21 protein-coding genes and 1 pseudogene are annotated in these 19,060 nt (G+C 70.4%); 7 read left to right on the top strand and 15 right to left on the bottom strand.

Annotation, left to right across the window (positions count from 1 at the left end):
* Window positions 1-104: 104 nt before the first annotated feature.
* Window positions 105-2,516, top strand: coding sequence for an MMPL family transporter (locus HJD23_RS15310; RefSeq protein WP_171118789.1), 2,412 nt, complete (start codon window positions 105-107; stop codon window positions 2,514-2,516).
* On the opposite strand, the gene HJD23_RS15305 is transcribed toward HJD23_RS15310, so the two are convergent.
* The 5 genes from HJD23_RS15305 to HJD23_RS15285 form a co-directional block, all read right to left on the bottom strand.
* Complete coding sequence (locus HJD23_RS15305) at window positions 2,513-3,124, bottom strand: Uma2 family endonuclease (RefSeq protein WP_171114270.1); 612 nt, start codon at window positions 3,122-3,124, stop codon at window positions 2,513-2,515. The genes HJD23_RS15310 and HJD23_RS15305 overlap by 4 nt on opposite strands.
* A 91-nt stretch (window positions 3,125-3,215) precedes the next feature.
* The gene (locus HJD23_RS15300) at window positions 3,216-3,953 is read right to left on the bottom strand and encodes a TetR family transcriptional regulator (RefSeq protein WP_171114269.1); all 738 of its coding nucleotides are present in this window, start codon (window positions 3,951-3,953) and stop codon (window positions 3,216-3,218) included.
* Window positions 3,954-3,962: 9 nt separating this feature from the next.
* A complete protein-coding gene (locus tag HJD23_RS15295) occupies window positions 3,963-4,421 on the bottom strand; it encodes a DCC1-like thiol-disulfide oxidoreductase family protein (protein ID WP_171118787.1) in 459 nt (152 codons plus the stop codon).
* A gap of 77 nt (window positions 4,422-4,498) precedes the next feature.
* Window positions 4,499-4,906, bottom strand: coding sequence for a hypothetical protein (locus HJD23_RS15290; protein WP_171114268.1), 408 nt, complete (start codon window positions 4,904-4,906; stop codon window positions 4,499-4,501).
* 98 nt (window positions 4,907-5,004) lie between these two features.
* Window positions 5,005-5,415, bottom strand: a complete 411-nt coding sequence (locus HJD23_RS15285; protein ID WP_171114267.1) for a VOC family protein — start codon at window positions 5,413-5,415, stop codon at window positions 5,005-5,007.
* 68 nt (window positions 5,416-5,483) lie between these two features.
* On the opposite strand from HJD23_RS15285, the gene HJD23_RS15280 reads away from it, so the two are divergent.
* Both HJD23_RS15280 and HJD23_RS15275 read left to right on the top strand, forming a co-directional pair.
* Window positions 5,484-5,876: a hypothetical protein gene (locus HJD23_RS15280; RefSeq protein ID WP_171114266.1), complete on the top strand. Its 393-nt coding sequence runs from the start codon at window positions 5,484-5,486 to the stop codon at window positions 5,874-5,876.
* Entirely contained in the window at window positions 5,876-8,362 is a 2,487-nt protein-coding gene (locus HJD23_RS15275; RefSeq protein ID WP_171114265.1) for a DUF4132 domain-containing protein, read from the top strand. The genes HJD23_RS15280 and HJD23_RS15275 overlap by 1 nt, the downstream gene beginning before the upstream one ends.
* Window positions 8,363-8,482: 120 nt before the next feature.
* On the opposite strand, the gene HJD23_RS15270 is transcribed toward HJD23_RS15275, so the two are convergent.
* The 5 genes from HJD23_RS15270 to HJD23_RS15250 form a co-directional block, all read right to left on the bottom strand.
* Window positions 8,483-9,244: a succinate dehydrogenase iron-sulfur subunit gene (locus HJD23_RS15270; protein ID WP_171114264.1), complete on the bottom strand. Its 762-nt coding sequence runs from the start codon at window positions 9,242-9,244 to the stop codon at window positions 8,483-8,485.
* On the bottom strand, window positions 9,244-10,998 hold the full coding sequence (gene sdhA / locus HJD23_RS15265) for a succinate dehydrogenase flavoprotein subunit (RefSeq protein WP_171114263.1): 1,755 nt from the start codon (window positions 10,996-10,998) through the stop codon (window positions 9,244-9,246). The genes HJD23_RS15270 and sdhA overlap by 1 nt, the downstream gene beginning before the upstream one ends.
* A gap of 22 nt (window positions 10,999-11,020) precedes the next feature.
* The gene (locus tag HJD23_RS15260) at window positions 11,021-11,515 is read right to left on the bottom strand and encodes a succinate dehydrogenase hydrophobic membrane anchor subunit (RefSeq protein ID WP_171114262.1); all 495 of its coding nucleotides are present in this window, start codon (window positions 11,513-11,515) and stop codon (window positions 11,021-11,023) included.
* Between the two features lie 9 nt (window positions 11,516-11,524).
* On the bottom strand, window positions 11,525-11,905 hold the full coding sequence (sdhC, locus tag HJD23_RS15255; RefSeq protein ID WP_171114261.1) for a succinate dehydrogenase, cytochrome b556 subunit: 381 nt from the start codon (window positions 11,903-11,905) through the stop codon (window positions 11,525-11,527).
* 190 nt (window positions 11,906-12,095) lie between these two features.
* On the bottom strand, window positions 12,096-12,635 hold the full coding sequence (locus HJD23_RS15250; RefSeq protein ID WP_197973045.1) for a 2-oxo-4-hydroxy-4-carboxy-5-ureidoimidazoline decarboxylase: 540 nt from the start codon (window positions 12,633-12,635) through the stop codon (window positions 12,096-12,098).
* Window positions 12,636-12,803: 168 nt separating this feature from the next.
* On the opposite strand from HJD23_RS15250, the gene HJD23_RS15245 reads away from it, so the two are divergent.
* From HJD23_RS15245 to HJD23_RS15235, 3 genes are all read left to right on the top strand, one after another.
* Window positions 12,804-14,459, top strand: a complete 1,656-nt coding sequence (locus HJD23_RS15245; protein WP_171114259.1) for a glycoside hydrolase family 20 protein — start codon at window positions 12,804-12,806, stop codon at window positions 14,457-14,459.
* Between the two features lie 230 nt (window positions 14,460-14,689).
* Window positions 14,690-15,259, top strand: a complete 570-nt coding sequence (locus HJD23_RS15240) for a hypothetical protein (protein ID WP_171114258.1) — start codon at window positions 14,690-14,692, stop codon at window positions 15,257-15,259.
* 468 nt (window positions 15,260-15,727) lie between these two features.
* On the top strand, window positions 15,728-16,138 hold the full coding sequence (locus HJD23_RS15235; protein ID WP_171114257.1) for a hypothetical protein: 411 nt from the start codon (window positions 15,728-15,730) through the stop codon (window positions 16,136-16,138).
* Between the two features lie 224 nt (window positions 16,139-16,362).
* Here the strand turns inward: HJD23_RS15235 and HJD23_RS15230 are convergent, their stop codons facing one another.
* The 5 genes from HJD23_RS15230 to HJD23_RS15210 all read right to left on the bottom strand — a co-directional run bounded on the left by HJD23_RS15230 (window position 16,363) and on the right by HJD23_RS15210 (window position 18,718).
* Window positions 16,363-17,364 (bottom strand): L,D-transpeptidase family protein, encoded by a 1,002-nt coding sequence (locus tag HJD23_RS15230; RefSeq protein WP_240980716.1) that lies wholly within the window; start codon window positions 17,362-17,364, stop codon window positions 16,363-16,365.
* Window positions 17,365-17,607: 243 nt separating this feature from the next.
* On the bottom strand, window positions 17,608-17,901 hold the full coding sequence (locus HJD23_RS15225; protein WP_171118783.1) for a hypothetical protein: 294 nt from the start codon (window positions 17,899-17,901) through the stop codon (window positions 17,608-17,610).
* 93 nt (window positions 17,902-17,994) lie between these two features.
* Window positions 17,995-18,201, bottom strand: coding sequence for a hypothetical protein (locus HJD23_RS15220; RefSeq protein WP_171111905.1), 207 nt, complete (start codon window positions 18,199-18,201; stop codon window positions 17,995-17,997).
* The gene (locus HJD23_RS15215) at window positions 18,198-18,380 is read right to left on the bottom strand and encodes a hypothetical protein (RefSeq protein WP_171114256.1); all 183 of its coding nucleotides are present in this window, start codon (window positions 18,378-18,380) and stop codon (window positions 18,198-18,200) included. The genes HJD23_RS15220 and HJD23_RS15215 overlap by 4 nt, the downstream gene beginning before the upstream one ends.
* On the bottom strand, window positions 18,377-18,718 hold the full coding sequence (locus HJD23_RS15210; protein WP_171134030.1) for a hypothetical protein: 342 nt from the start codon (window positions 18,716-18,718) through the stop codon (window positions 18,377-18,379). The genes HJD23_RS15215 and HJD23_RS15210 overlap by 4 nt, the downstream gene beginning before the upstream one ends.
* A 177-nt stretch (window positions 18,719-18,895) precedes the next feature.
* On the opposite strand from HJD23_RS15210, the pseudogene HJD23_RS44730 reads away from it, so the two are divergent.
* Window positions 18,896-19,057, top strand: a pseudogene (locus HJD23_RS44730) (helix-turn-helix transcriptional regulator); the annotation flags it as partial.
* Window positions 19,058-19,060: the final 3 nt, after the last annotated feature.

The raw sequence follows: 19,060 nt of genomic DNA, 5'->3' as shown, positions 1-19,060 counted from the left end.
TCATGGCCGGGTCGTGTCCACGCGCGCGTGCCGCCACCAATCCTGGTGCGCAGGACCTGGGGGACCAACCGACTTGCGACGAAGGAGCGTTGAGCGTGGCGACATTGGCACGGTGGTGCTATCGGCACCGGCTGGTGGTCCTGGTGCTGTGGGTGGGGGCGCTGTTCGGACTGGGCTTCTCGGCGACGACGGCGGGCACGGACTACGCGAACGTGTTCTCCTTGCCGAACACCGACTCCAAACGCGCGTACGACCTGATGGAGAAGGCCTTCCCGGAGAGCGCCGGCGACACCGACACGGTGGTGTGGAAGGTCGACGAGGGCTCGGTGCGGGACGCGGACGTACGGTCCCGGATCGAGCCCGCGCTGGCCGAGATCGGCCGGATGGACGGCGTCGGCGAGGTCGCCGGCCCGTACGCCGGTGAGCGGGGCGCGGCGCAGATCAGTCGGGACGGGCGGATCGCGTACGCCCAGATCACCTTCACCGAACAGGCGAACGCCATCCCGATGGAGCTGATCGAGGACGTCGTCGACACCGCACAGGCGGCCGAACGCGACGGCCTCCAGGTCGAGCTGGGCGGCCAGGCGATCGCCCGCACCCAGGAGCCGCCCACCGGCACGGCCGAGCTGGTCGGCATCGTGGCGGCGGCGATCGTGCTGTTCCTCGCGTTCGGCTCGCTGTTCGCGATGCTGCTGCCGATCGTCGTGGCGATCTTCGGTGTGGGCACCGGCATGCTCTCGACGATGCTGCTCAGCCATGTCACGGACGTGCCCGACGTGGCCCCGCTGCTGGGCTCGCTGATCGGCCTCGGCGTCGGCATCGACTACGCGCTGTTCATCGTCACCCGGCACCGGCGCGGCATCCTGCGCGGTACGAAGCCGGAGGATGCGGCCGTCACCGCCCTCAACACCTCGGGCCGCGCGGTGCTGTTCGCGGGCGGCACGGTCTGCATCGCGCTGGCCGGCATGCTGGTGATGAACCTGCGCTTCCTGGACGGTGTGGTCATCGCGACCTCCCTCACCGTCGTGTTCAGCGTCCTCGCGGCCGTCACGCTGCTGCCCGCGCTGCTGGGCCTGCTCGGCATGCGGGTGCTCAGCCGCCGGCAGCGGCACCGGCTGGCCCATGCGGGACCGGAGCCGGAGGAGGCGAGCGGACTCGCGGCGCGCTGGTCGTCGTACGTCCAAAGGCGCCCGCGTGCGATCGCGGCACTGGCGCTCGCGGTCATGGTGGTGTTGTCCCTCCCGGTCCTGTCCATCCGGCTGGGCGCCACCGACCAGGGCAACCACCAGGAGACGACGACCACCCGGCAGGCGTACGACCTGCTCGCCGAGGGCTTCGGCCCCGGCGTCAACGGCCCGCTCCAGGTCGTGGTGGACGGCCAGGCCCCCGACTCGCTCGTCTCACGCATCGAGTCGACCGAGGGCGTCGCCCAGGTGGCCGCCGTACCGCCCGTGAACGACGTCACCGTGATCCAGGTGGTGCCGACGACGTCACCGCAGTCCGAGGAGACCGACCGGCTGATCGACGTACTGCGCGACGAGGTGATCCCGGCGTCCGGCGCCGAGGCCCATGTAGGTGGCGTGACGGCGGTCTTCAAGGACTTCGCGTCGGTGACGGGCGACCGGCTGCCGTACTTCATCGCGTCGATCATCGCGCTCGGCTTCCTGCTGTTGCTGGTGGCCTTCCGCTCACTGGTGGTCCCGCTGACGGCGGCGGTGATGAACCTGATCGCGGCGGCCGCGTCCTTCGGTGTCCTGGTGGCGATCTTCCAGTGGGGCTGGGGCACGGAGCTGCTCGGCATCGGCAAGGAGGGCCCGATCACGGCGTTCCTGCCGGTCATCATGCTGTCCCTGCTGTTCGGCCTGTCCATGGACTACCAGGTGTTCCTGGTGAGCCGGATGCACGAGGAGTGGGTGCACACGAAGGACAACGCGCGGGCGGTCCGGGTCGGCCTCGCGGAGACCAGCCGGGTCATCAACTGCGCGGCCCTGATCATGATCTGCGTGTTCAGCGCCTTCGTCCTGAGCGGCGACATGGAGGGCGCGATGGCGGGCATCGGCCTGGCGGCGGCGGTCGCGTTGGACGCGTTCATCCTGCGTACGGCGCTGGTGCCGGCGGCGATGCATCTGCTGGGGCGGGCCAACTGGTGGCTGCCGGCGGGGCTGGAGAAGCGGCTGCCGCATCTGGCGGTGGAGCCGAAGGAGGAGCCGGTGGAGACGGTGCCCGAAGGGCCGTCGTCGGTGATCCACGGCTTCATCCGCACGGCGGACGGCGATCCGGTGGAGGGAGCGGCGGTGACGCTGCTGTCGCGTGGCGGCCGTCAGCTCGACCGGGTGACGTCCCTGGCGGACGGCTCGTACATCGTCGCGGTGCCGGGGCCGGGGGCGTATCTGCTGGCGGCGACGGCGAGCGGGCTGGGCTCCCGGGCACGGCATGTGGTCGTGGAGGAGGGGCCGTTGGTGTACGACGTGGAGTTGGCGGAGGTGGCTGAGGGGGAGGTGGACGCGGTCAACTAGCTGTCCGCTGTCCGCTGTCCGGCTTTCAGGATCTTCTCGACATCGAGGGTGACCTTGGCGCCGATGGATTCAGGGAGCGTGACGATCTCGCCTGGGGCGTGGACGCGGTGGTTCGCGTACTCGTCCTCGGCGGGGTCGGTAAGGACGTGGAGGCGCTGGTGCTTGCGGTCGACGATGACGTAGACCGGGACCTTGGCGTTGGCATAAGCGGTGACCTTGGTCTGGAGATCGATCTTCCAGTTGCTGGAGGTCACCTCCAGAACCAACCGGAAGGCGACGGGGTCGTAAGCGTTGTTCTCGACGTAGTAGTTGTCGATGTCAGCATCCACCACGGACAGGTCAGGTGTGGCGTAGTCCTCGGGACCATCGGGGAGCCAGATGCTGATGTTCTGCAGGACTTCGGTCTCGCTTCCGGCCAGCCCAGCCTCGGCGAAGGGGTCCCTCAGCCGGTCCAAGGCCCGTGCATGGGGGGCGTCCGGGGACGGGGTCACGAGGATCTGGCCTCCGATGATCTCGACGCGATAGCCCGGACGTCGCTCCATGATCTCGTCGGCCAGGACCGTTAGCGGCCGAGCACCGAAGGGCCGCTCAACAGCTGCTGCGGACATGACGTGCCTCCCGTGGGCTGGTGTCGAGAGCATCATCGTAGGCAGCCCTGATGCATGGTGTCCCGTGACGGACGCTTCACCCCAAAGTGGATCACTCCCCCCGCCGCTTGACTGCCGGATCCGGCAACACCCGCGTCATCCCCGGCAAGAAGTCCGTGAACAGCTCATGCACCTCCAGCACAAGCGGCCGCAGCACCCGGAACCGGGCCAGCGCCACCCCCCGCGCGGTGAGCCGCGCCCCCCGCTCGGCCAGCCGGTAGCTCCGCTCGCGCCCCTCGGTCCTGTCGAAGATCCAATAGAGCACGAGGCCCATCTGGGACAGCCACATCAGCTCCGGCAGCACGTCCCGCAGCTCCTGGGGGACCTTGGTCTTCGTGGCGCCCGCGAGCACCTCCCTGTGGACGCTGATCGCCTCCACGCGCGCGTGCTCCGACTCCGGGGAGAACGGGCTGAGCGGGCTGTCGGGATCGGCGGCGTTCTTGAAGAACTGCACCGCGAACTCGTGGTACGGCTTCGCCACGTCCAGCCATGCCCTGAGGACGCCCGCGAGCCGCGCCTCCAGGTCGGTCTCCCGGTCCAGCACCTCCCGGACCGCCGCCTGGTGCTCGGCGGCGATCCGGTCGTAGAAGCCCTGGATCAGGTGTTCCTTGCCGGCGAAGTAGTAGTACGCGTTGCCGACGGAGACCCCGGCCTCCTGCGCGATGGCCCGCATGGTGGTCTTGTCGTACCCGCGCTCCCGGAACAGCCGCATCGCCGTCTCCAGGATCAGCGCACGGGTCTGCTCGGACTTGGTGGGCACGTTCTGCGGGTTCTTGGCGTCCTCGGGCACGGAAAGAGCCTAGTCAGTGGGACAGGCGCCGCCCGCGCAGCCCGGTGGGACGTACATCCAGCCCAGGTCCGGCTCGTACGTCCACCCTTCCGCGCGCGGGTACGCCTGCCCGCCCCACTGCCCGCCGCGCCACTTCGCGGCGGCCAGCGCGGCCTTCCTGGCGACCCGCATCCCCGCCGGGGTGCTGAGGCGATGCGCGAGTCCCCTGTGCTCGCGCAGCGCCCACAGTGTCACGATCCAGGCGGCGGCGCCCTGATACACCTGGCCGCCGTCCCCGACGACGGTGACGTCGTCGAGGGTGGCGCGGTGATCGAGGCCGGGAAAGCGCTGACGGGCCTCGGCGGAACCGGCCGGCACCAGGTCCAGCGGCACCAGCTGCCGCTGCCGTACGAGCCAGTCGCGCAGGAAGGTGCACAGGGCGCACTCGGCGTCGTACAGCACGGTCAGCCGGCGAACCGGGACGCGCACCGCGCCCCGGCCCCCCTCCGGGACCGTTGCGGTGCTCCCGCCCCGGTCCCCCTCCGCGCCCGCGGTCCCCACGGTGCTCACGCCTTGGCCGTCGGAGCGACCCAGCCCTGCGGCGGGACCGGCGGCAGCTGCTCCCGCTCCATCGCCCCGCGCCGCCGGATCCGGTTGAGCACATACACGTTGCCCAGGTGCATCACCCCGAGCACCAGCAGCACCACGCCCAGCTTGGTCGACAGCGCCTCGAAGACGCCGCGCGTGTCGGTGATGGTCTCGTCGCCGCTCAGGTACAGCGCGACGAAACCGAGGTTGACGAGGTAGAAGCCGACCACCAGGAGGTGGTTGACGGCGTCGGCCAGCTTCTCGTTGCCGTGCAGTACCTCGGCCAGGAAGATCCGTCCGTTGCGGCTGAGCGTACGGGCCACCCAGACGGTCAGGGCGATGCTGACGACCAGGTAGATGACGTAGGCGACGACCGTGCGGTCCATGTCCCCCCACCCTTTCTTGAACGCGTTCAAAACGCTGACAGGGGAGACTGTAGCCCTGTTTTTGAACACGTTCAAGGTGGATGTGCGGGCGCCTGGCGTCAGGATCTTCGGCCCAGCTCCGGCCGTTTGCTGTAGTCCGTGAAACCGAGGACGTTCCCCCAGGGATCGGCGATCTCGACGGCCCACCCGGTGGCCACGGGGCTCGGCTCGTCGAGCAGAGGGATGCCCGCGGCGGTCAGCGCCTCGGCCGCCGCCCGCGCGTCCGGCACCTCCACCCACACCCGCGGGGACGGCCACGGCGGCGGCCGGTGCCCGAACTCGTCCTCCTGGCGCAACAGGAGCCCGGGCGTCTCGCCCCCGACCTTCAGCAACGCGATCCCGGCCTCGTCGAGCCGGAACCCCGTCGTGAACCCGGCCCGCTCGTAGAACCCCACGGCCTCACCGAGGTCCCCGACGGGCAACAGCACGTTGTCGAAACCGAGCAGCTCGTACGACTCGTCATCTGACATGCCGTCAGCGTAGGGCGGCGAGCGGCCGAACCCCGGCATTGTCAGTGGCGGCCCGTACTGTCGTCGGCATGGCAATCGTGACGTTCGTCGACGAGACGACGACGGGGGACAGGGGCGCGGGCTGGGAGCTCGAGGTCGCCGAGGAGTGGCTCACCGTGGGTGAGTTGATCCGGCGCCGGGTGTTCCAGGAGGTCGCCGAGTACAACGCGCGCACGCCGGGCGTGTTCCAGGGCCTGGTGCAGCCCTCGGACACCGAGCGGGTGCTGAACGGATACGCGCTGCGCACGGCCCGGCGGATAGACCCCGAGGCGCAGACCGAGCTGGCGCTGAAGGCCTTCGCGGGCAACGGCTTCCTGGTCCTTGTGGGGGACCGTCAGGTCACCGACGCGGACGAGGAGATCGAGCTGGCGTTCGGCACCGAGGTCACGTTTCTGAAGCTCGTCCCCCTGGTGGGTGGCTGATGATCACATCGACTTCCGAGTACGCCGCACAGGTCCGCGGCATCCTGGACCTGGTCGCCGCCGGGGACGCCGAAGGGGCGGTGCCCGAGCTGCTCGCCCTGGCCGAGACGATCGACGACGACTGGGGCTGGGAGGGCCGCAAGGTCCTCGACGCGGTGCGCGCCACCGACCGCCGGTTCCAGGCGGTCCTGCTGCACCACCTGGCCGCCCGCTACCACGAGGTGGAGGAGAGCGCGGTCGTACGCCGCCGGATCGTGCACCTGCTCGCCACCATCGAGGGTGCGGAAGTCGTCGAGGACCAGCCGCGCGCCACTCGCTCCGCGCTCATCCGGCTGGCCGCCGAGCGGGAGGCGCAGTACAACACCCTGCACCTGGTCCGGCTCGCGGAGCTGGAACTGGCAGAGGGGCGTGATCTCCCCGGCGACTTCGTCGCCCTGATCCGCCGCTCCCACCTCCTGCTCTGGAACGGCCCGGGCGAACTCGGAGCTCTCGTGAAGCGCCTCACCCACCCCGTCGTCAATCCCGGCGAGGCCTGGTCCGACCAGGCGCTGGCGGACCTCTCCGGCCGCGGCGAGGACTGGCACCGGCTGCTCGCCCACGCGGCCACCGCCACGGCCGCCCGCCCCTCGGCGAAGTGGGAGCGGACGGGCCGGTCCCTGATCGACGCCATCGGGCCGGAGACCGTGCGGGAGCGGGTGCTGCCCTGGCTGGGCCTGGTCGGCCGGCCGCGTACGCGCCCGCTGCTGCCCGCGTACTACGGCGCGAACCCCAACGACACCCTCGATCCCTACAACGCCACCGCGTTGCGCGGCCTGACCTGGCTGCTTTCCTTCCTGCCCGCCCACGCCGAGACCGCGCGAGCCCTCGGCACGCTGGTGGAGACCTGCCTGAAGAAGGTCGCGGGGCTCGGCCCGCGCAACCCCAAGGTCGCCAACGCCGCCGTCAACGCCCTGTCCCGCATCGACGGCGAGACCGCCCTCGCCGAGCTGGCCCGGCTCACCACCCGCGTCACCTACAAGGCCACGCTCAAGCTGCTCGACACCGCCCTCGACACCCGCGCGGAGGCACTCGGCCTCGGCCGGGACGAGATCGAGGAGCTGGCCGTGCCCGCGTACGGCCTCACCGAGGTCGGCCACGCCCGGTACGCGTTCGGGGACGCCGCCGCCGAGCTGCGCGTCGACGGCTCCCGGGCGGTGTTGAGCTGGCAGAACGCGGCGGGCAAGCCGGTCAAGGCCGTCCCGGCCGCCGTCCGCCGCGACCACGCCGACGAGCTGAAGAAACTCAAGGCGGCGGTCAAGGACATCGACAAGATGCTCACGGCCCAGAGCGAGCGGCTCGACCGGCAGTTCCTCGCCCGGCGCACCTGGACGTACGCCGCCTGGCGCGAGCGCTACCTGGACCACCCCCTCGTCGGCACGCTCGCCCGCCGCCTGTTGTGGACCGTCGACGGCACGACCGTCGGCTACGCGGACGGCGCCCTGCGCACCCTCACCGACGACCCGGTCACCCAGGGCACCGAGGTGGAACTGTGGCACCCGGTCGGCCACGAGCCCGCGCAGATCGTCGCCTGGCGGGACTGGCTGGAACGCCACGGCATCACCCAGCCGTTCAAGCAGGCCCACCGCGAGGTGTACCTGCTGACGGACGCCGAGCGCGCGACGCACACGTACTCCAACCGGTTCGCGGCGCACATCCTGCGCCAGCACCAGTTCCACGCCCTGGCCGCGATCCGGGGCTGGCGCAACAAGCTCCGCCTGTGCGTCGACGACGAGGCCCCGCCCGCCACCCGCGAACTGCCGCAGTGGGGCCTGCGCGCCGAGTACTGGATCGAGGGCGAGGGCGAGACCTACGGCGTCGACACCACCGAGTCCGGCAGCTACCTGCGGCTGCGCACCGACCAGGTCCGCTTCTACCCGATCGGCGCCCCGGAGAACTCGGCGCACTGCTGCGGCGGCGAGTACCGCATGTGGCTGCGCGACGGCGCCGCCCCGGTCGACCCGATTCCCCTCGCCGACATCCCGCCCCTCGTCCTGTCGGAAGTCCTGCGCGACGTCGACCTGTTCGTCGGTGTCGCCAGTGTCGGCAACGACCCGACCTGGCAGGACGGCGGCCCCGACGGCCGCTTCCGCGAGTACTGGACGTCGTACGGCTTCGGCGAACTGGGCCAGAGCGCCGAAACCCGCCGGGTCCTGCTCGAACGCCTGATACCGAGGCTCGCGATAGCCGACCGCTGCACGCTGGAGGGCCGCTTCCTGCAGGTGAAGGGCGAGCGCCACACGTACCGGATCCACCTCGGCTCGGGCAACATCCTGATGAGCCCGAACGACCAGTACCTGTGCATCGTCCCCAAGTCCGCACCTGGCGCCCCGCAGGCCGGTTACCTGCCCTACGAGGGCGATCGGATGCTCGCGGTCATCCTCAGCAAGGCGATGATGCTGGCGGACGACACGAAGATCACCGACCCGACCATCCTGAGCCAGCTCTAGGACCTGTCTGACAATTCCCGCCTGCCGGGCGACGCCTGGCACGCGCGGGGGCCCCGCCTCCGGTGCGTCACCGGTGGACGGGGCCCTCACCGCACGGAGCGGGACGGAGCGTGCAGCAGCTCAGTAGCGGCGCGTGATCAGTGCCTTCTTCACCTCGGCGATCGCCTTGGTGACCTCGATACCGCGCGGGCAGGCGTCCGTGCAGTTGAACGTCGTACGGCAGCGCCACACGCCGTCACGGTCGTTGAGGATCTCCAGACGCTGCTCACCGGCCTCGTCACGCGAGTCGAAGATGAACCGGTGGGCGTTGACGATCGCCGCCGGGCCGAAGTACTGCCCGTCGTTCCAGAACACCGGGCACGAGGAGGTGCAGGCCGCGCACAGAATGCACTTCGTCGTGTCGTCGAAACGTTCCCGGTCCTCGGCGGACTGCAGACGCTCACGCGTCGGCTCGTTGGTGTCCTTCGTGATCAGGAAGGGCATCACGTCCCGGTACGCCTGGAAGAACGGCTCCATGTCCACGACCAGGTCCTTCAGGACCGTCAGCCCCTTTATGGGCTCGACCGTGATCGGCTTCTCGGGGTTGATGTCCTTGATCAGGGTCTTGCAGGCAAGACGGTTCTTGCCGTTGATCCGCATGGCGTCCGAGCCGCAGATGCCGTGCGCGCAGGAGCGACGGAACGTCAGGGTGCCGTCCAGGTCCCACTTGATCTTGTGCAGACCGTCGAGGACGCGCTCCTTGGGGTCGATCTCCAGCTGGAAGTCTTCCCAGGTCGCGTCCGCCGAGACCTCCGGGTTGAAGCGGCGGACCCGGAAGGTGACGGTGATGTAAGGCGAGGCGGCGGAGTCCGCTTCGACCTTGTCCAGAACGGGGGTAGCCATCAGTACTTACGCTCCATCGGCTGGTAGCGGGTCTGGACGACCGGCTTGTAGTCGAGACGGACGGTTTCGGATCCGTCGGCGCCGACCTCGCGGTACGCCATGGTGTGGCGCATGAAGTTGACGTCGTCGCGGTTGGGGTAGTCCTCGCGGTAGTGACCGCCGCGGGACTCCTTGCGGGCCAGCGCGGACACCGCCATGACCTCGGCCAGGTCGAGCAGGTTGCCCAGCTCGATGGCCTCCAGCAGGTCCGTGTTGAACCGCTTGCCCTTGTCCTGGATCGCCACGTTCCGGTACCGCTCGCGCAGCTCGGCGATCTTCTCGACGGCCGTCTTGATCGTCTGCTCGGTGCGGAACACCATGACGTTGGCGTCCATGGTCTCCTGCAGCTCACGCCGCAGGGTCGCCACCCGCTCGGTGCCCGTCGACGTCCGCAGCCGCTCGATCTGCTCCAGCACGAGCGACTCCGGGTTCTCCGGCAGCTCGACGAAGTCCGCCTTCTGCGCGTACTCCGCCGCCGCGATGCCCGCGCGCTTGCCGAAGACGTTGATGTCCAGCAGCGAGTTGGTGCCGAGGCGGTTGGCGCCGTGCACGGACACGCAGGCGACCTCACCGGCGGCGTACAGGCCCGGGACGACGGTGGTGTTGTCCGCCAGGACCTCACCCTCGACGTTGGTCGGGATGCCGCCCATCGCGTAGTGCGCGGTCGGCTGGATCGGGATCGGGTCCGTGTACGGCTCGATGCCCAGGTAGGTGCGCGCGAACTCGGTGATGTCCGGCAGCTTGGCGTCCAGCTGCTCCGGCGGCAGGTGGGTGAGGTCCAGGTAGACGTGGTCGCCCTCGGGACCGCAGCCGCGCCCCTCACGGATCTCGGTGTAGATGGAGCGGGACACGACGTCACGGGACGCCAGGTCCTTCATCACCGGCGCGTACTTCTCCATGAAGCGCTCGCCGTCCTTGTTGCGCAGGATGCCGCCCTCACCGCGGGCGCCCTCCGTCAGCAGGATGCCCATGCGCCAGATGCCGGTCGGGTGGAACTGGAAGAACTCCATGTCCTCCAGCGGCAGCCCGCGCCGGTACACGGCCGCCTGGCCGTCACCGGTCAGCGTGTGTGCGTTCGACGTCACCTTGAAGAACTTGCCGCAGCCGCCGGACGCGTAGATCACGGCCTTGGCCTGGAAGACGTGGATCTCACCGGTCGTCAGCTCGTACGCCACGACACCGGCCGAGCGCTTGATGCCGTCGACCTCGGTGATCAGCTGGTCCAGGACGTAGAACTCGTTGAAGAACTCCACGCCCTCCTTGACGCAGTTCTGGTACAGCGTCTGGAGGATCATGTGGCCGGTGCGGTCGGCGGCGTAGCAGGAGCGGCGGACCGGGGCCTCGCCGTGGTTGCGGCTGTGACCGCCGAAGCGGCGCTGGTCGATCGTGCCGTTCGGGGTGCGGTTGAACGGCAGGCCCATCTTCTCCAGGTCGAGGACCGAGTCGATGGCCTCCTTCGCCAGGATCTCGGCGGCGTCCTGGTCGACCAGGTAGTCACCGCCCTTGACCGTGTCGAAGGTGTGCCACTCCCAGTTGTCCTCCTCCACGTTCGCCAGCGCGGCGGCCATACCGCCCTGCGCGGCGCCCGTGTGGGAGCGGGTGGGGTAGAGCTTGGTCAGCACGGCGGTGCGGCTGCGCTTGGTCGCCTCGATGGCGGCGCGCATGCCCGCGCCACCGGCGCCGACGATGACGGTGTCGTACTTGTGGATCTTCATGAGTAGTACCTCAGCCCCGTGCCTAGCGGATGTTCGGGTCGAAGGTGAAGATCACCAGCGTGCCCAGCAGGATCGTGAACACCGTGGCGGTGTACAGCAGGCCCTTCAGCCACAGGCGCGTGTTCGCGCGCTCCGCGTAGTCGTTGATGATCGTGCGCAGACCGTTGGCGCCGTGCAGCATCGCCAGCCACAGCATCAGCAGGTCCCAGACCTGCCAGAACGGGGACGCCCAGCGGCCGGCCACGAAGGCGAAGCCGATCTTGGAGACGCCGCCGTCCAGCACGAGCTGGATCAGCAGGTGGCCGATGACCAGGACGACCAGCACGATGCCGGACAGCCGCATGAACAGCCAGGCGGCCATCTCGAAGTTGCCGCGCGTGGACTTCGGGGTCTTCTTGGTGCGCTTGCGCGGGGGCTCGATGAGCGGCGCCGGGTTGTCGACCGTGTAGACGGAGGCGCCCTCGACGGGGCCGATACCGGAAGCGGTGGTCTCAGTCGTGACTGTGTTGTTCGACATATGCGCGCGTCAGCTCCCGAAGACTTCACGAGCGGCGTGGCCGAGGACGGGGTAGATCGCCCCGAGCATCAGCACGACCCAGACGGCCATGACGGTCCAGAGCATGTGCTTCTGGTAGCGCGCGCCCTTCGACCAGAAGTCGACGGCGATGACGCGCAGGCCGTTGAGCGCGTGGAAGAGGATGGCGGCGACGAGGCCGTACTCCAGCACGGCGACGAGCGGCGTCTTGTAGGTGGCCACGACCTCGTCGTATGCCTCGGGGGAGACACGGACGAGAGCGGTGTCCAGCACGTGTACGAACAGGAAGAAGAAGATGAGGACGCCGGTGACTCGGTGAGCCACCCAGGACCACATTCCTTCCCGGCCGCGGTACAGCGTTCCAGCCGGCACGGAAGAACCCTCCGGGAGCGGGGACTGGGGCCTGCCGGCTTCGGTGTCGGACGGGCCCGGCCGGGTACGGTCCACCGGCCCCCAGCATCGTAGCGACGCGCTGCCGCTGGGCTGAGCCGGGGTCTGGCGGTGTGATCAAAGTGGCACGCGGATGGGTGAGGTTTGCGGCTTATGGGGTGGGGTGTCCTGTTCAAGTGCCGGGTGCGGCGCCGTTTGTGCTGGTCGCGCAGTTCCTCGCGCCCCTGAGTAGCTCCACCAGCCGCCCCCTTGCCAGCCGGCGGAGTTCTTCTGCCGCTATGACCCGTTCCTCTTCCGGATCGTTTGTCAATCGTGACCGGATGGCTGCCAGGAGGCGGTCGAGGATCTCGGCCTGGGGCGCGTCGTCCAGGCAGATGACGAACACGTGTCCGAAGCGGGCCTCGTAAGCCGCGTGTGCCGCGCTCAGGGCCGTGTGGGCGGCGGAGTACGTGTCCGCCGGGAGCGTGGGCAGGGACTCGGCCGCCAGGGCCTCTGCCAGATCCGCCGAGGTCAGGTCGTACGCCGCCTCGTCCGCCGCCGCCAGCAGGGCGTCCGCGTCAGGGTACGGACGGTGGTCGGCGACCCGCCGGGCCCAGTGGAGGCTGTGGAGGCAGCTCAGCAGCATGCGCCGCAGGTCGTCGGCGGGGGCGGTGTTGAAGTGGTCCACCGGTATGGCGGTGCCGGGGAGGTCTGGGAGACGGTGCGCAGGCAGCGTGGGTCCTCGTGGGCGTCACATGTGTCGGCAGGCAGGGGATGCTGTGAGAGATGTGCCGTCACGCTATCGAGAGTGGTCACGGCGTGTCCGAGGGATGCCTGAAATTCACCCGGACGGGAGAGTTTAAGGACGCGCGGTGGACGCTGTTGGTCGTACGTTGGCGGGGTGAGCCAGCACAGGCGCCGGGCGTCGGCGCGGAGCGTGACGCGGAGGCGGTGGCTGATCGCGGTGGTTGTCGCCGCGGTCGTGCTGACCGGACTGGGCCTGGGGCTGTGGGCCGGAGGCGATGGCGCCGGACCGGCCGGTACGGCAGCCCGGGCGCCGGGCGTCACGTCCGCGAGCCCGTCCGACCCCGCGGCGGCGGCCGCGCCGACCCCGACGCCCACCCGCTCGTACCCCCTGTCCACGACCCCGCGCACGATTCCGGCCGTGCAGGACCACTCCCCGGCGCGCGGCCCCGGCTGGCGTCCCGAGCGGGGGCAGCGGGTCGTCGTGAGCGACGCCGGGCTCGCCGACGAGGGGCGGCTGATAGCCGGTGAGCTGGGGCTCACCTACGCGGGGGAGAAGGGGGACACGAAGGCGGGGGATCTGCGGCTGGCGCTGAGCGGGGCCGCGGGGGCGAACCAGGAGTCGTACACCATGACCGTCCGCGGCGGGCGGGTCAGCATCAGCGCGGCCGGGGAGGCGGGGGTCTTCTACGGGACCCGCACGCTGAAGCAGACCGTGCGCGGTGGGGGTACGGCGCCGGAGGGGGTCGTGCGGGACGGGCCCGCCAAGGAGCGGCGCGGGCTGATGCTGGACATCGCCCGCAAGCACTTCACGGCCGACTGGATCGAGGACCGGGTGCGGGAGCTGGGCGACCTCAAGTTCAACGAGCTGGGGCTGCACTTCTCCGACGACCAGGGCTTTCGTATCGAGTCCGACTCGCATCCCGAGGTCGTGTCGCAGCAGCATCTGACCAAGGCGGAGGTCCGGCGGATCGTCCGGCTGGCCGAGAGCCGGCACATCACCGTCGTACCGGAGATCGACTCGCCGGGGCATCTGGGTGCGGTGATCGCCGCGCATCCCGATCTGCAGTTGCGCAATGCGCAGGGGACCGCGGCCACCGGGGCCGTCGACATCTCCGATCCGGCGGCCGCGAAGATCGTCGACGAGCTGCTCGCCGAGTACGCCGGTCTCTTCCCCGGCAACCAGTGGCACCTCGGCGGCGACGAGTACCGGGCGCTCATGGCGTCCGACCCGGAGGCCTCGTACCCGCAGCTCGCGGCCGCCGCGCGCGAGGAGTACGGCCCCGGCGGGACCGTCGCCGACCTCGCCACCGGCTGGCTCAACGACCGCGCCGCCACGGTCCGCGCCCACGACCGCACCCCGCGCGCCTGGAACGACGGTTTCTACGCCGGTACGTCCGTGCAGGCCGACAAGGACATCCAGGTCGCCTACTGGACGGGCAAGGAGATCGGGGCGCGGCTGCCGGTGGAGTATCTGAGGGCGGGGCGCCAGGTCATCAACTACAACGACGAGTTCCTGTACTACGTCCTCGGGCAGCCGCAGACCTTCGTCTATCCGACGGGTGAGCGGATATACGAGCAGTGGACGCCGCGGGTGCTGCGCGGGACGCAGCCGGTCGCGGCGCGCTACGACGGGCAGATACTCGGCGGTTCGTTCGCGGTGTGGTGCGACCTCGCGAACTCCCAGACGCAGGCACAGGTCGCGGCGGGGATCCGGATGCCGCTGCGGGCGACCGTCCAGAAGCTGTGGGACGAGGGCGAGCCGGAGCTTTCGTGGGCGGAGTTCCACAAGCTGGCGGATCGGCTCGACTGAGGCTTCGCCGGTTCGACTGGGGCTTCTTCGGGGCCTGGCCGAGGCTTCTTCGGGGGTGGCCCAAGCCTCTTCGGGGCCTGGCCGAGGCTTCTTCGGGGCTGGCCGAAAACCGTTTCTTCCGATTCCTTCACCGACTCGGCGTCGTGCCGGTGTGACAGTAGGGCAGGATGGCGCGCAGTAAGGGGAAGTGCGGGCTCCGTAACGATGGCGCCCCGGGACGGGAGGCGTGGATGAGCCTGGTGGAACTGATCGCGCAGGCCGACGAACGGGGGCTGGCCGTCAGCGCGCTGGCTTGTTTGGATCGGTGCGTGCCTCTGCTGGGTGGCGACGACGAGGTACTGCGGCCGCTATGGGCGAACCTGGCGGACAACGGCGACGCCGGGGAGTGGGGTGCGCTGCTGGACAAGGCGCGCGGGCAGCTGGGCGTCGCGGACGTCGTGGACGCGGAGGACGTCGAGGACGAGGCCGCGTTGCTGGTCCGGCGGATGCTGGCCGCCGCCCCGGCCATGCGCTCCGGCGCCGAGGCGCGGGCGTGGGCCGACGGCTGCTCGGTGGCGTCCTTGCAGGTCCACCGGCTTCTCGACCCCGCGGGGGACGGCGCGGCCTCCGTCGACACGCGGCGCGAGGGCGGTACGGAGGCCATGTCCCCGCTCGTCGCCGCCGAACTGCGCCGCCAGATCACCGTCCTGGAACTCCTCACCGAACACGGCACAGCCGGCCTGCGCCGCGCCCTGGAGATCTCGACGGAGGGCCGCCGGGTCCTCCGCGCGGTGGTGTCCCGCCGGGCCCGGCAGGTCTGAGCTGATCCGAGTGCGGTGACTGTCCTGAGGGCGCGTCGGGGTCCGCGTGGGCTGTGTGCCGGGTGGCTTGGGGGTTTCACGTGATGCCGGGGTTCGCGATCGCGCGGTTGACCCCCGGAAGGCCCCGCAGGACCCCGCAGGGCTGAGTCCCGGATCCGGGATTGTCATCCGGCCCCTGCGAAGGGACTTGTGACTGTTCTGAGAGCGCGTCGGGGTCCGCGTGGGCTGTGTGGCGGTGGCTCGGGCATTCCGCGTGGCGCCGTCGTCCGCGCGGTTGGCCACCGGAGGGCCCGCAGGACCCCGCAGGGCTGAGTCCGGATCAGGGATCGTAAACCCGCCCCGGCGCAAGGATCCTGTGGCTGTCCTGAGAGCGCCTTGGGGTGGTCCTGCGCCGGTTGCGGGCAGTGGTCGAAAGCGCGTGACGAAACGGTGTCGCGGAGCGCTTTACCCAGTGTGACGACCGAGACTGTGACGACGACCCAAGCGGGGGCGACCCCGGAGAACAGGCCCTCGGCCGCGGCGAAGCCGGTGCGGTGGGCGGCGGACGCGGTGGCGACCCTGCGTGAGGGAGCGCGGCTGCGCCTCGACTACTCCGCGCCGTCCCTGTGGCGTGCCGACCGGATGATCGACGACCTGCGCCGGGAGGGGACGCCGTACGCCGCCGTGGAGAACATGCTGCGCGGGCTCGGGGCGTATGCCGGGGAGGTGATCGTCCGTCAGACCGGTGCCGAGTGGTGGGCGAGCGGCGGCGACCACTGGGTCCGCACGCCGGACGGCCGCCTGTGGGATCCGATCGACGAGGCGCGGCGGTGTTTCGCGGGCGACGGGTCGCTGCGGTTGCTGTGCCGGGACGCGACGAGCGGGGAGTCGCGGGGGTAGGCGCCGATGAGGCATGACGCGGCCGGGACCCTGTGAGTGAGTGAGTGAGTGAGTGAGTGGGTGGGGTCCCGGCCGCGTCGGGCCGGACCGGTCCTGCGATATCCAGGTCGAGCCGAAGCCGGTCAGGCCGGACGAGGTGCCCTTGAGGAGCATCGCCATGCCCGAGTTGGCGCGGTTCAGCGCCTGGGCGTGCCCGGGACCAGGTGTTTGGTTCAGTGTCTGGTTCAGCCGATGGCGATGCGCGGGCGGGCGGACGGCGTGATCCAGCTCATGATGCGGTCCATGGTGGCCCGGGGCACCGACACGCAACCCGCCGTCGCACCGCTGCCATTGACGTGCAGGAAGATGCCGGCGCCGCGGCCGGGGGTCGCAGGCCACCGGTTGAAGTTGATGACCAGCGCCTTGGCGTACTGGGTCGGGTAGTTGATGAGGTGCTCGCTGCCGCGGTCGCCGGACTCGGTGAGCGGGAAGTCCGCGCCCTCCTCGCCGTGCATGGAGTTGTAGAACTTCGACTCGGGGTCCTGCACCCACCAGTCGTCGTCGGTGACCACGTGATACGGCATCGCGGTGCCGCCGGCCACATGGCCGAAGCCCTCGGTGATCGTGTACGTGCCGGTGGGGGTGGTGTACGTGCCCTGCTGCCGGGTCGCCCCGTCGGTCACGCCGTTGGAGCCGACCCGGCCCGCGCTGGTGCTGAACTGCGCCTTCCAGCCGGAGGAGCCCTTCGCCCAGGCGGTGACGGTGGCGTAGGAGCCGCTGGCCTTCACGGTGATCAGCTGGGTGGCGTCGCCCACCTCGACCGGCACCGGGAAGTCCGGGGCGGCGGGTGCGGCCGGCGCCGGGTCCTGCTGACCGCCGGATGCCGAGCCCGAGCCCGAGCCCGCACCCGCACCGTTGTCCGCACCCGCACCCGCACCCGCACCCGTGCCCGCGCCACTCGCCGCGGTGCCGGTCTCCTTCGCGGCGGCGCCGGACGCGGAGGCGGAGGCGGAGGCGGACGGCGAGGCGGACGCGTCGCCGGAGGCGGACGGGCTGGCGGACGTGGAGGCGGAGGAGTTCGGCGACGCGGAGCCGGAGGTGTCGACAGAGCTCCCGTCCGGCGTTTGTGATATCTCGACCGAGTCGGCCGCCGCCTGCTGGTCGCCCGGGCCACCGCAGGCGGACATCACCCCCACGACGCTGACGACGGCGGCGCTGATCAGAACCTGACGGGGGAAGGCCTGCACGCTGGGCTCCTTACCAATGGGCGGATGTGTTCGGGGGGGCGGACGGTCCGCGGAGACGGCACGGCGACGAAGCGGGTGGGCGTCACGGCACGACGGAGGGACCGCGCGGGCGTATGCCGCACGGCCTGGGAGAGGTCGTGCAGAACCGGGCCCGGTTTTAGTTACGTGGCCGAACCGGTGTCAAGCGATGCGACAAAGAGGCCGATATGGGGCAGCGCGGACGTCAGCCCTCGTCAGTTCTCGTCAGCTCTCGGTCGGGTCCGCCCGCCCGGGCAGCGAGCCGGCGCAGGTGGCGCGGCCGAAGGTGCCGGTGGCGGTGGCGCTTTGCACGTGCCTGCCGCGGATGGTGAGGGCGCAGCGGGCCTGGCCGCCCTTCTCGCCGAGGACGATGCTGACGGTCGGTTCCTTGCCGAGCGGGACGTCGACGGTCTTGCGCCAGGGCAGAGCGGCGGCCTTGACGACGACGGCCTCTCCTGAGGCGCTGCGGGCCTGGTAGGTGATGTCGGCGGTGCCCTCGCCGGTCACTTCGTACGTCACCGCGGCGGTGGGGGTGCGGCCCTCCGGCTTCTTGTCGAACGGCCGTCCGTCCCGCCTCCTGGGGGATACGGGGCGGACGGCCGATCGGGGTGGCTACCGGGCGCGTGGGCCGTGGCCGGTGCGGCAGCGGGGGCAGTGGCATGGGGGCCAGGCCAGGGAGTCGGCGACTCGTTCCGGGTCCGGGGTGGCCGTGACTGTGCGCTGCCGGGTCCGGCCGACGTGTTTCCCGTCCGGGCCGACCCGGTAGGTCTCGATCGTCATGCGGGATGTGCCCGGCTCGGGCGGGGTTCCGGCGTTCACCGCTCACCACCCTTGCCGTGGCATGAGCAGCCACAGCGGCGCTGCAGCAGCAGGCCCCTGCTGTGGGGCAGGGGCACGTCCTTGGTCTGGCGGCACTGGCCGTGCAGGCTCCGGTACTCGCGCCGCTGCGCGAGACGGCATTCCGCCGACATCGTCGTCTCTGCGGCACTCGCGCTCATCGGACCAACCCCTCAGTGCCGGCCATGTGTCGGTCAAGGTCGACGCCGAAGTCCATCGCAAGGACCAGAGCGACCCGTCGACGGCGCTTCAGCGTCTGCTCTCGCTCGGCTTCGAGGACGTACGGCCGTACCAGTGCCGCCGCGTGCCCGTCGAGAAGCACGTCACGGCCGTACGGGGACCGGTGGGTGGGAAGGCTCGGGGTGGTGGTCGTGGGGGGTGCCTCGTGCCTGTGCTCGGGGGCCGGTACGGCGGGGTGCGCCGCCCGGCGCCTGCCGGTACCGGGCACGAGTGCACCGAGGATCCGGCGTAGGAACGCGTGGATAATGCTCACTGTCATCAACCTCCATGGGGTTGGTGGCCACGCCCCCGGACGGCGCCCACCGTCGCGGGGGTCTTCTGTGTCCTCTGATCGTGGGCCCCCTCACGGGACGTTTCTCCGTATGAGCGGGGACAGTTGGGCCTTACGGCGGTAGGGTCTTAAGAAGGCCCAAAGGTCCCTGTCGAGGGGGTTGACTTGAACGTCAGACTTCGTTCTGCCATGGATGAAGCGGGGCTCTCCGCTCGACAGCTTGCGTACCGGGTGGGGGTATCGCCGAAGCAAGTGGAACGATGGGTTTCGAATGAGGCGTTAACACCGCACGCCAGGAACCGCGAAGACGCCGCCCGCGCGCTGGGAGTG

It is taken from the genome of Streptomyces sp. Z423-1 (assembly GCF_013009255.1).
Taxonomy (GTDB): Bacteria; Actinomycetota; Actinomycetes; order Streptomycetales; family Streptomycetaceae; genus Streptomyces; species Streptomyces gossypiisoli.
Note: the sequence above shows the minus strand (reverse complement) of the source record. Positions and strands in the feature narration are given on the sequence as shown.

Excerpts from the sequence above, each read along its gene's own strand:
- HJD23_RS15210 (WP_171134030.1), bottom strand. The coding sequence starts at position 18,718 with ATGACAGTGAGCATTATCCACGCGTTCCTACGCCGGATCCTCGGTGCA.
- HJD23_RS15290 (WP_171114268.1), bottom strand. The coding sequence starts at position 4,906 with ATGGACCGCACGGTCGTCGCCTACGTCATCTACCTGGTCGTCAGCATC.
- HJD23_RS15280 (WP_171114266.1), top strand. The coding sequence starts at position 5,484 with ATGGCAATCGTGACGTTCGTCGACGAGACGACGACGGGGGACAGGGGC.
- HJD23_RS15270 (WP_171114264.1), bottom strand. The coding sequence starts at position 9,244 with ATGGCTACCCCCGTTCTGGACAAGGTCGAAGCGGACTCCGCCGCCTCG.
- HJD23_RS15305 (WP_171114270.1), bottom strand. The coding sequence starts at position 3,124 with ATGTCCGCAGCAGCTGTTGAGCGGCCCTTCGGTGCTCGGCCGCTAACG.
- sdhA (WP_171114263.1), bottom strand. The coding sequence starts at position 10,998 with ATGAAGATCCACAAGTACGACACCGTCATCGTCGGCGCCGGTGGCGCG.
- HJD23_RS15240 (WP_171114258.1), top strand. The coding sequence starts at position 14,690 with ATGAGCCTGGTGGAACTGATCGCGCAGGCCGACGAACGGGGGCTGGCC.
- HJD23_RS15215 (WP_171114256.1), bottom strand. The coding sequence starts at position 18,380 with ATGAGCGCGAGTGCCGCAGAGACGACGATGTCGGCGGAATGCCGTCTC.
- HJD23_RS15275 (WP_171114265.1), top strand. The coding sequence starts at position 5,876 with ATGATCACATCGACTTCCGAGTACGCCGCACAGGTCCGCGGCATCCTG.
- HJD23_RS15260 (WP_171114262.1), bottom strand. The coding sequence starts at position 11,515 with ATGTCGAACAACACAGTCACGACTGAGACCACCGCTTCCGGTATCGGC.
- HJD23_RS15285 (WP_171114267.1), bottom strand. The coding sequence starts at position 5,415 with ATGTCAGATGACGAGTCGTACGAGCTGCTCGGTTTCGACAACGTGCTG.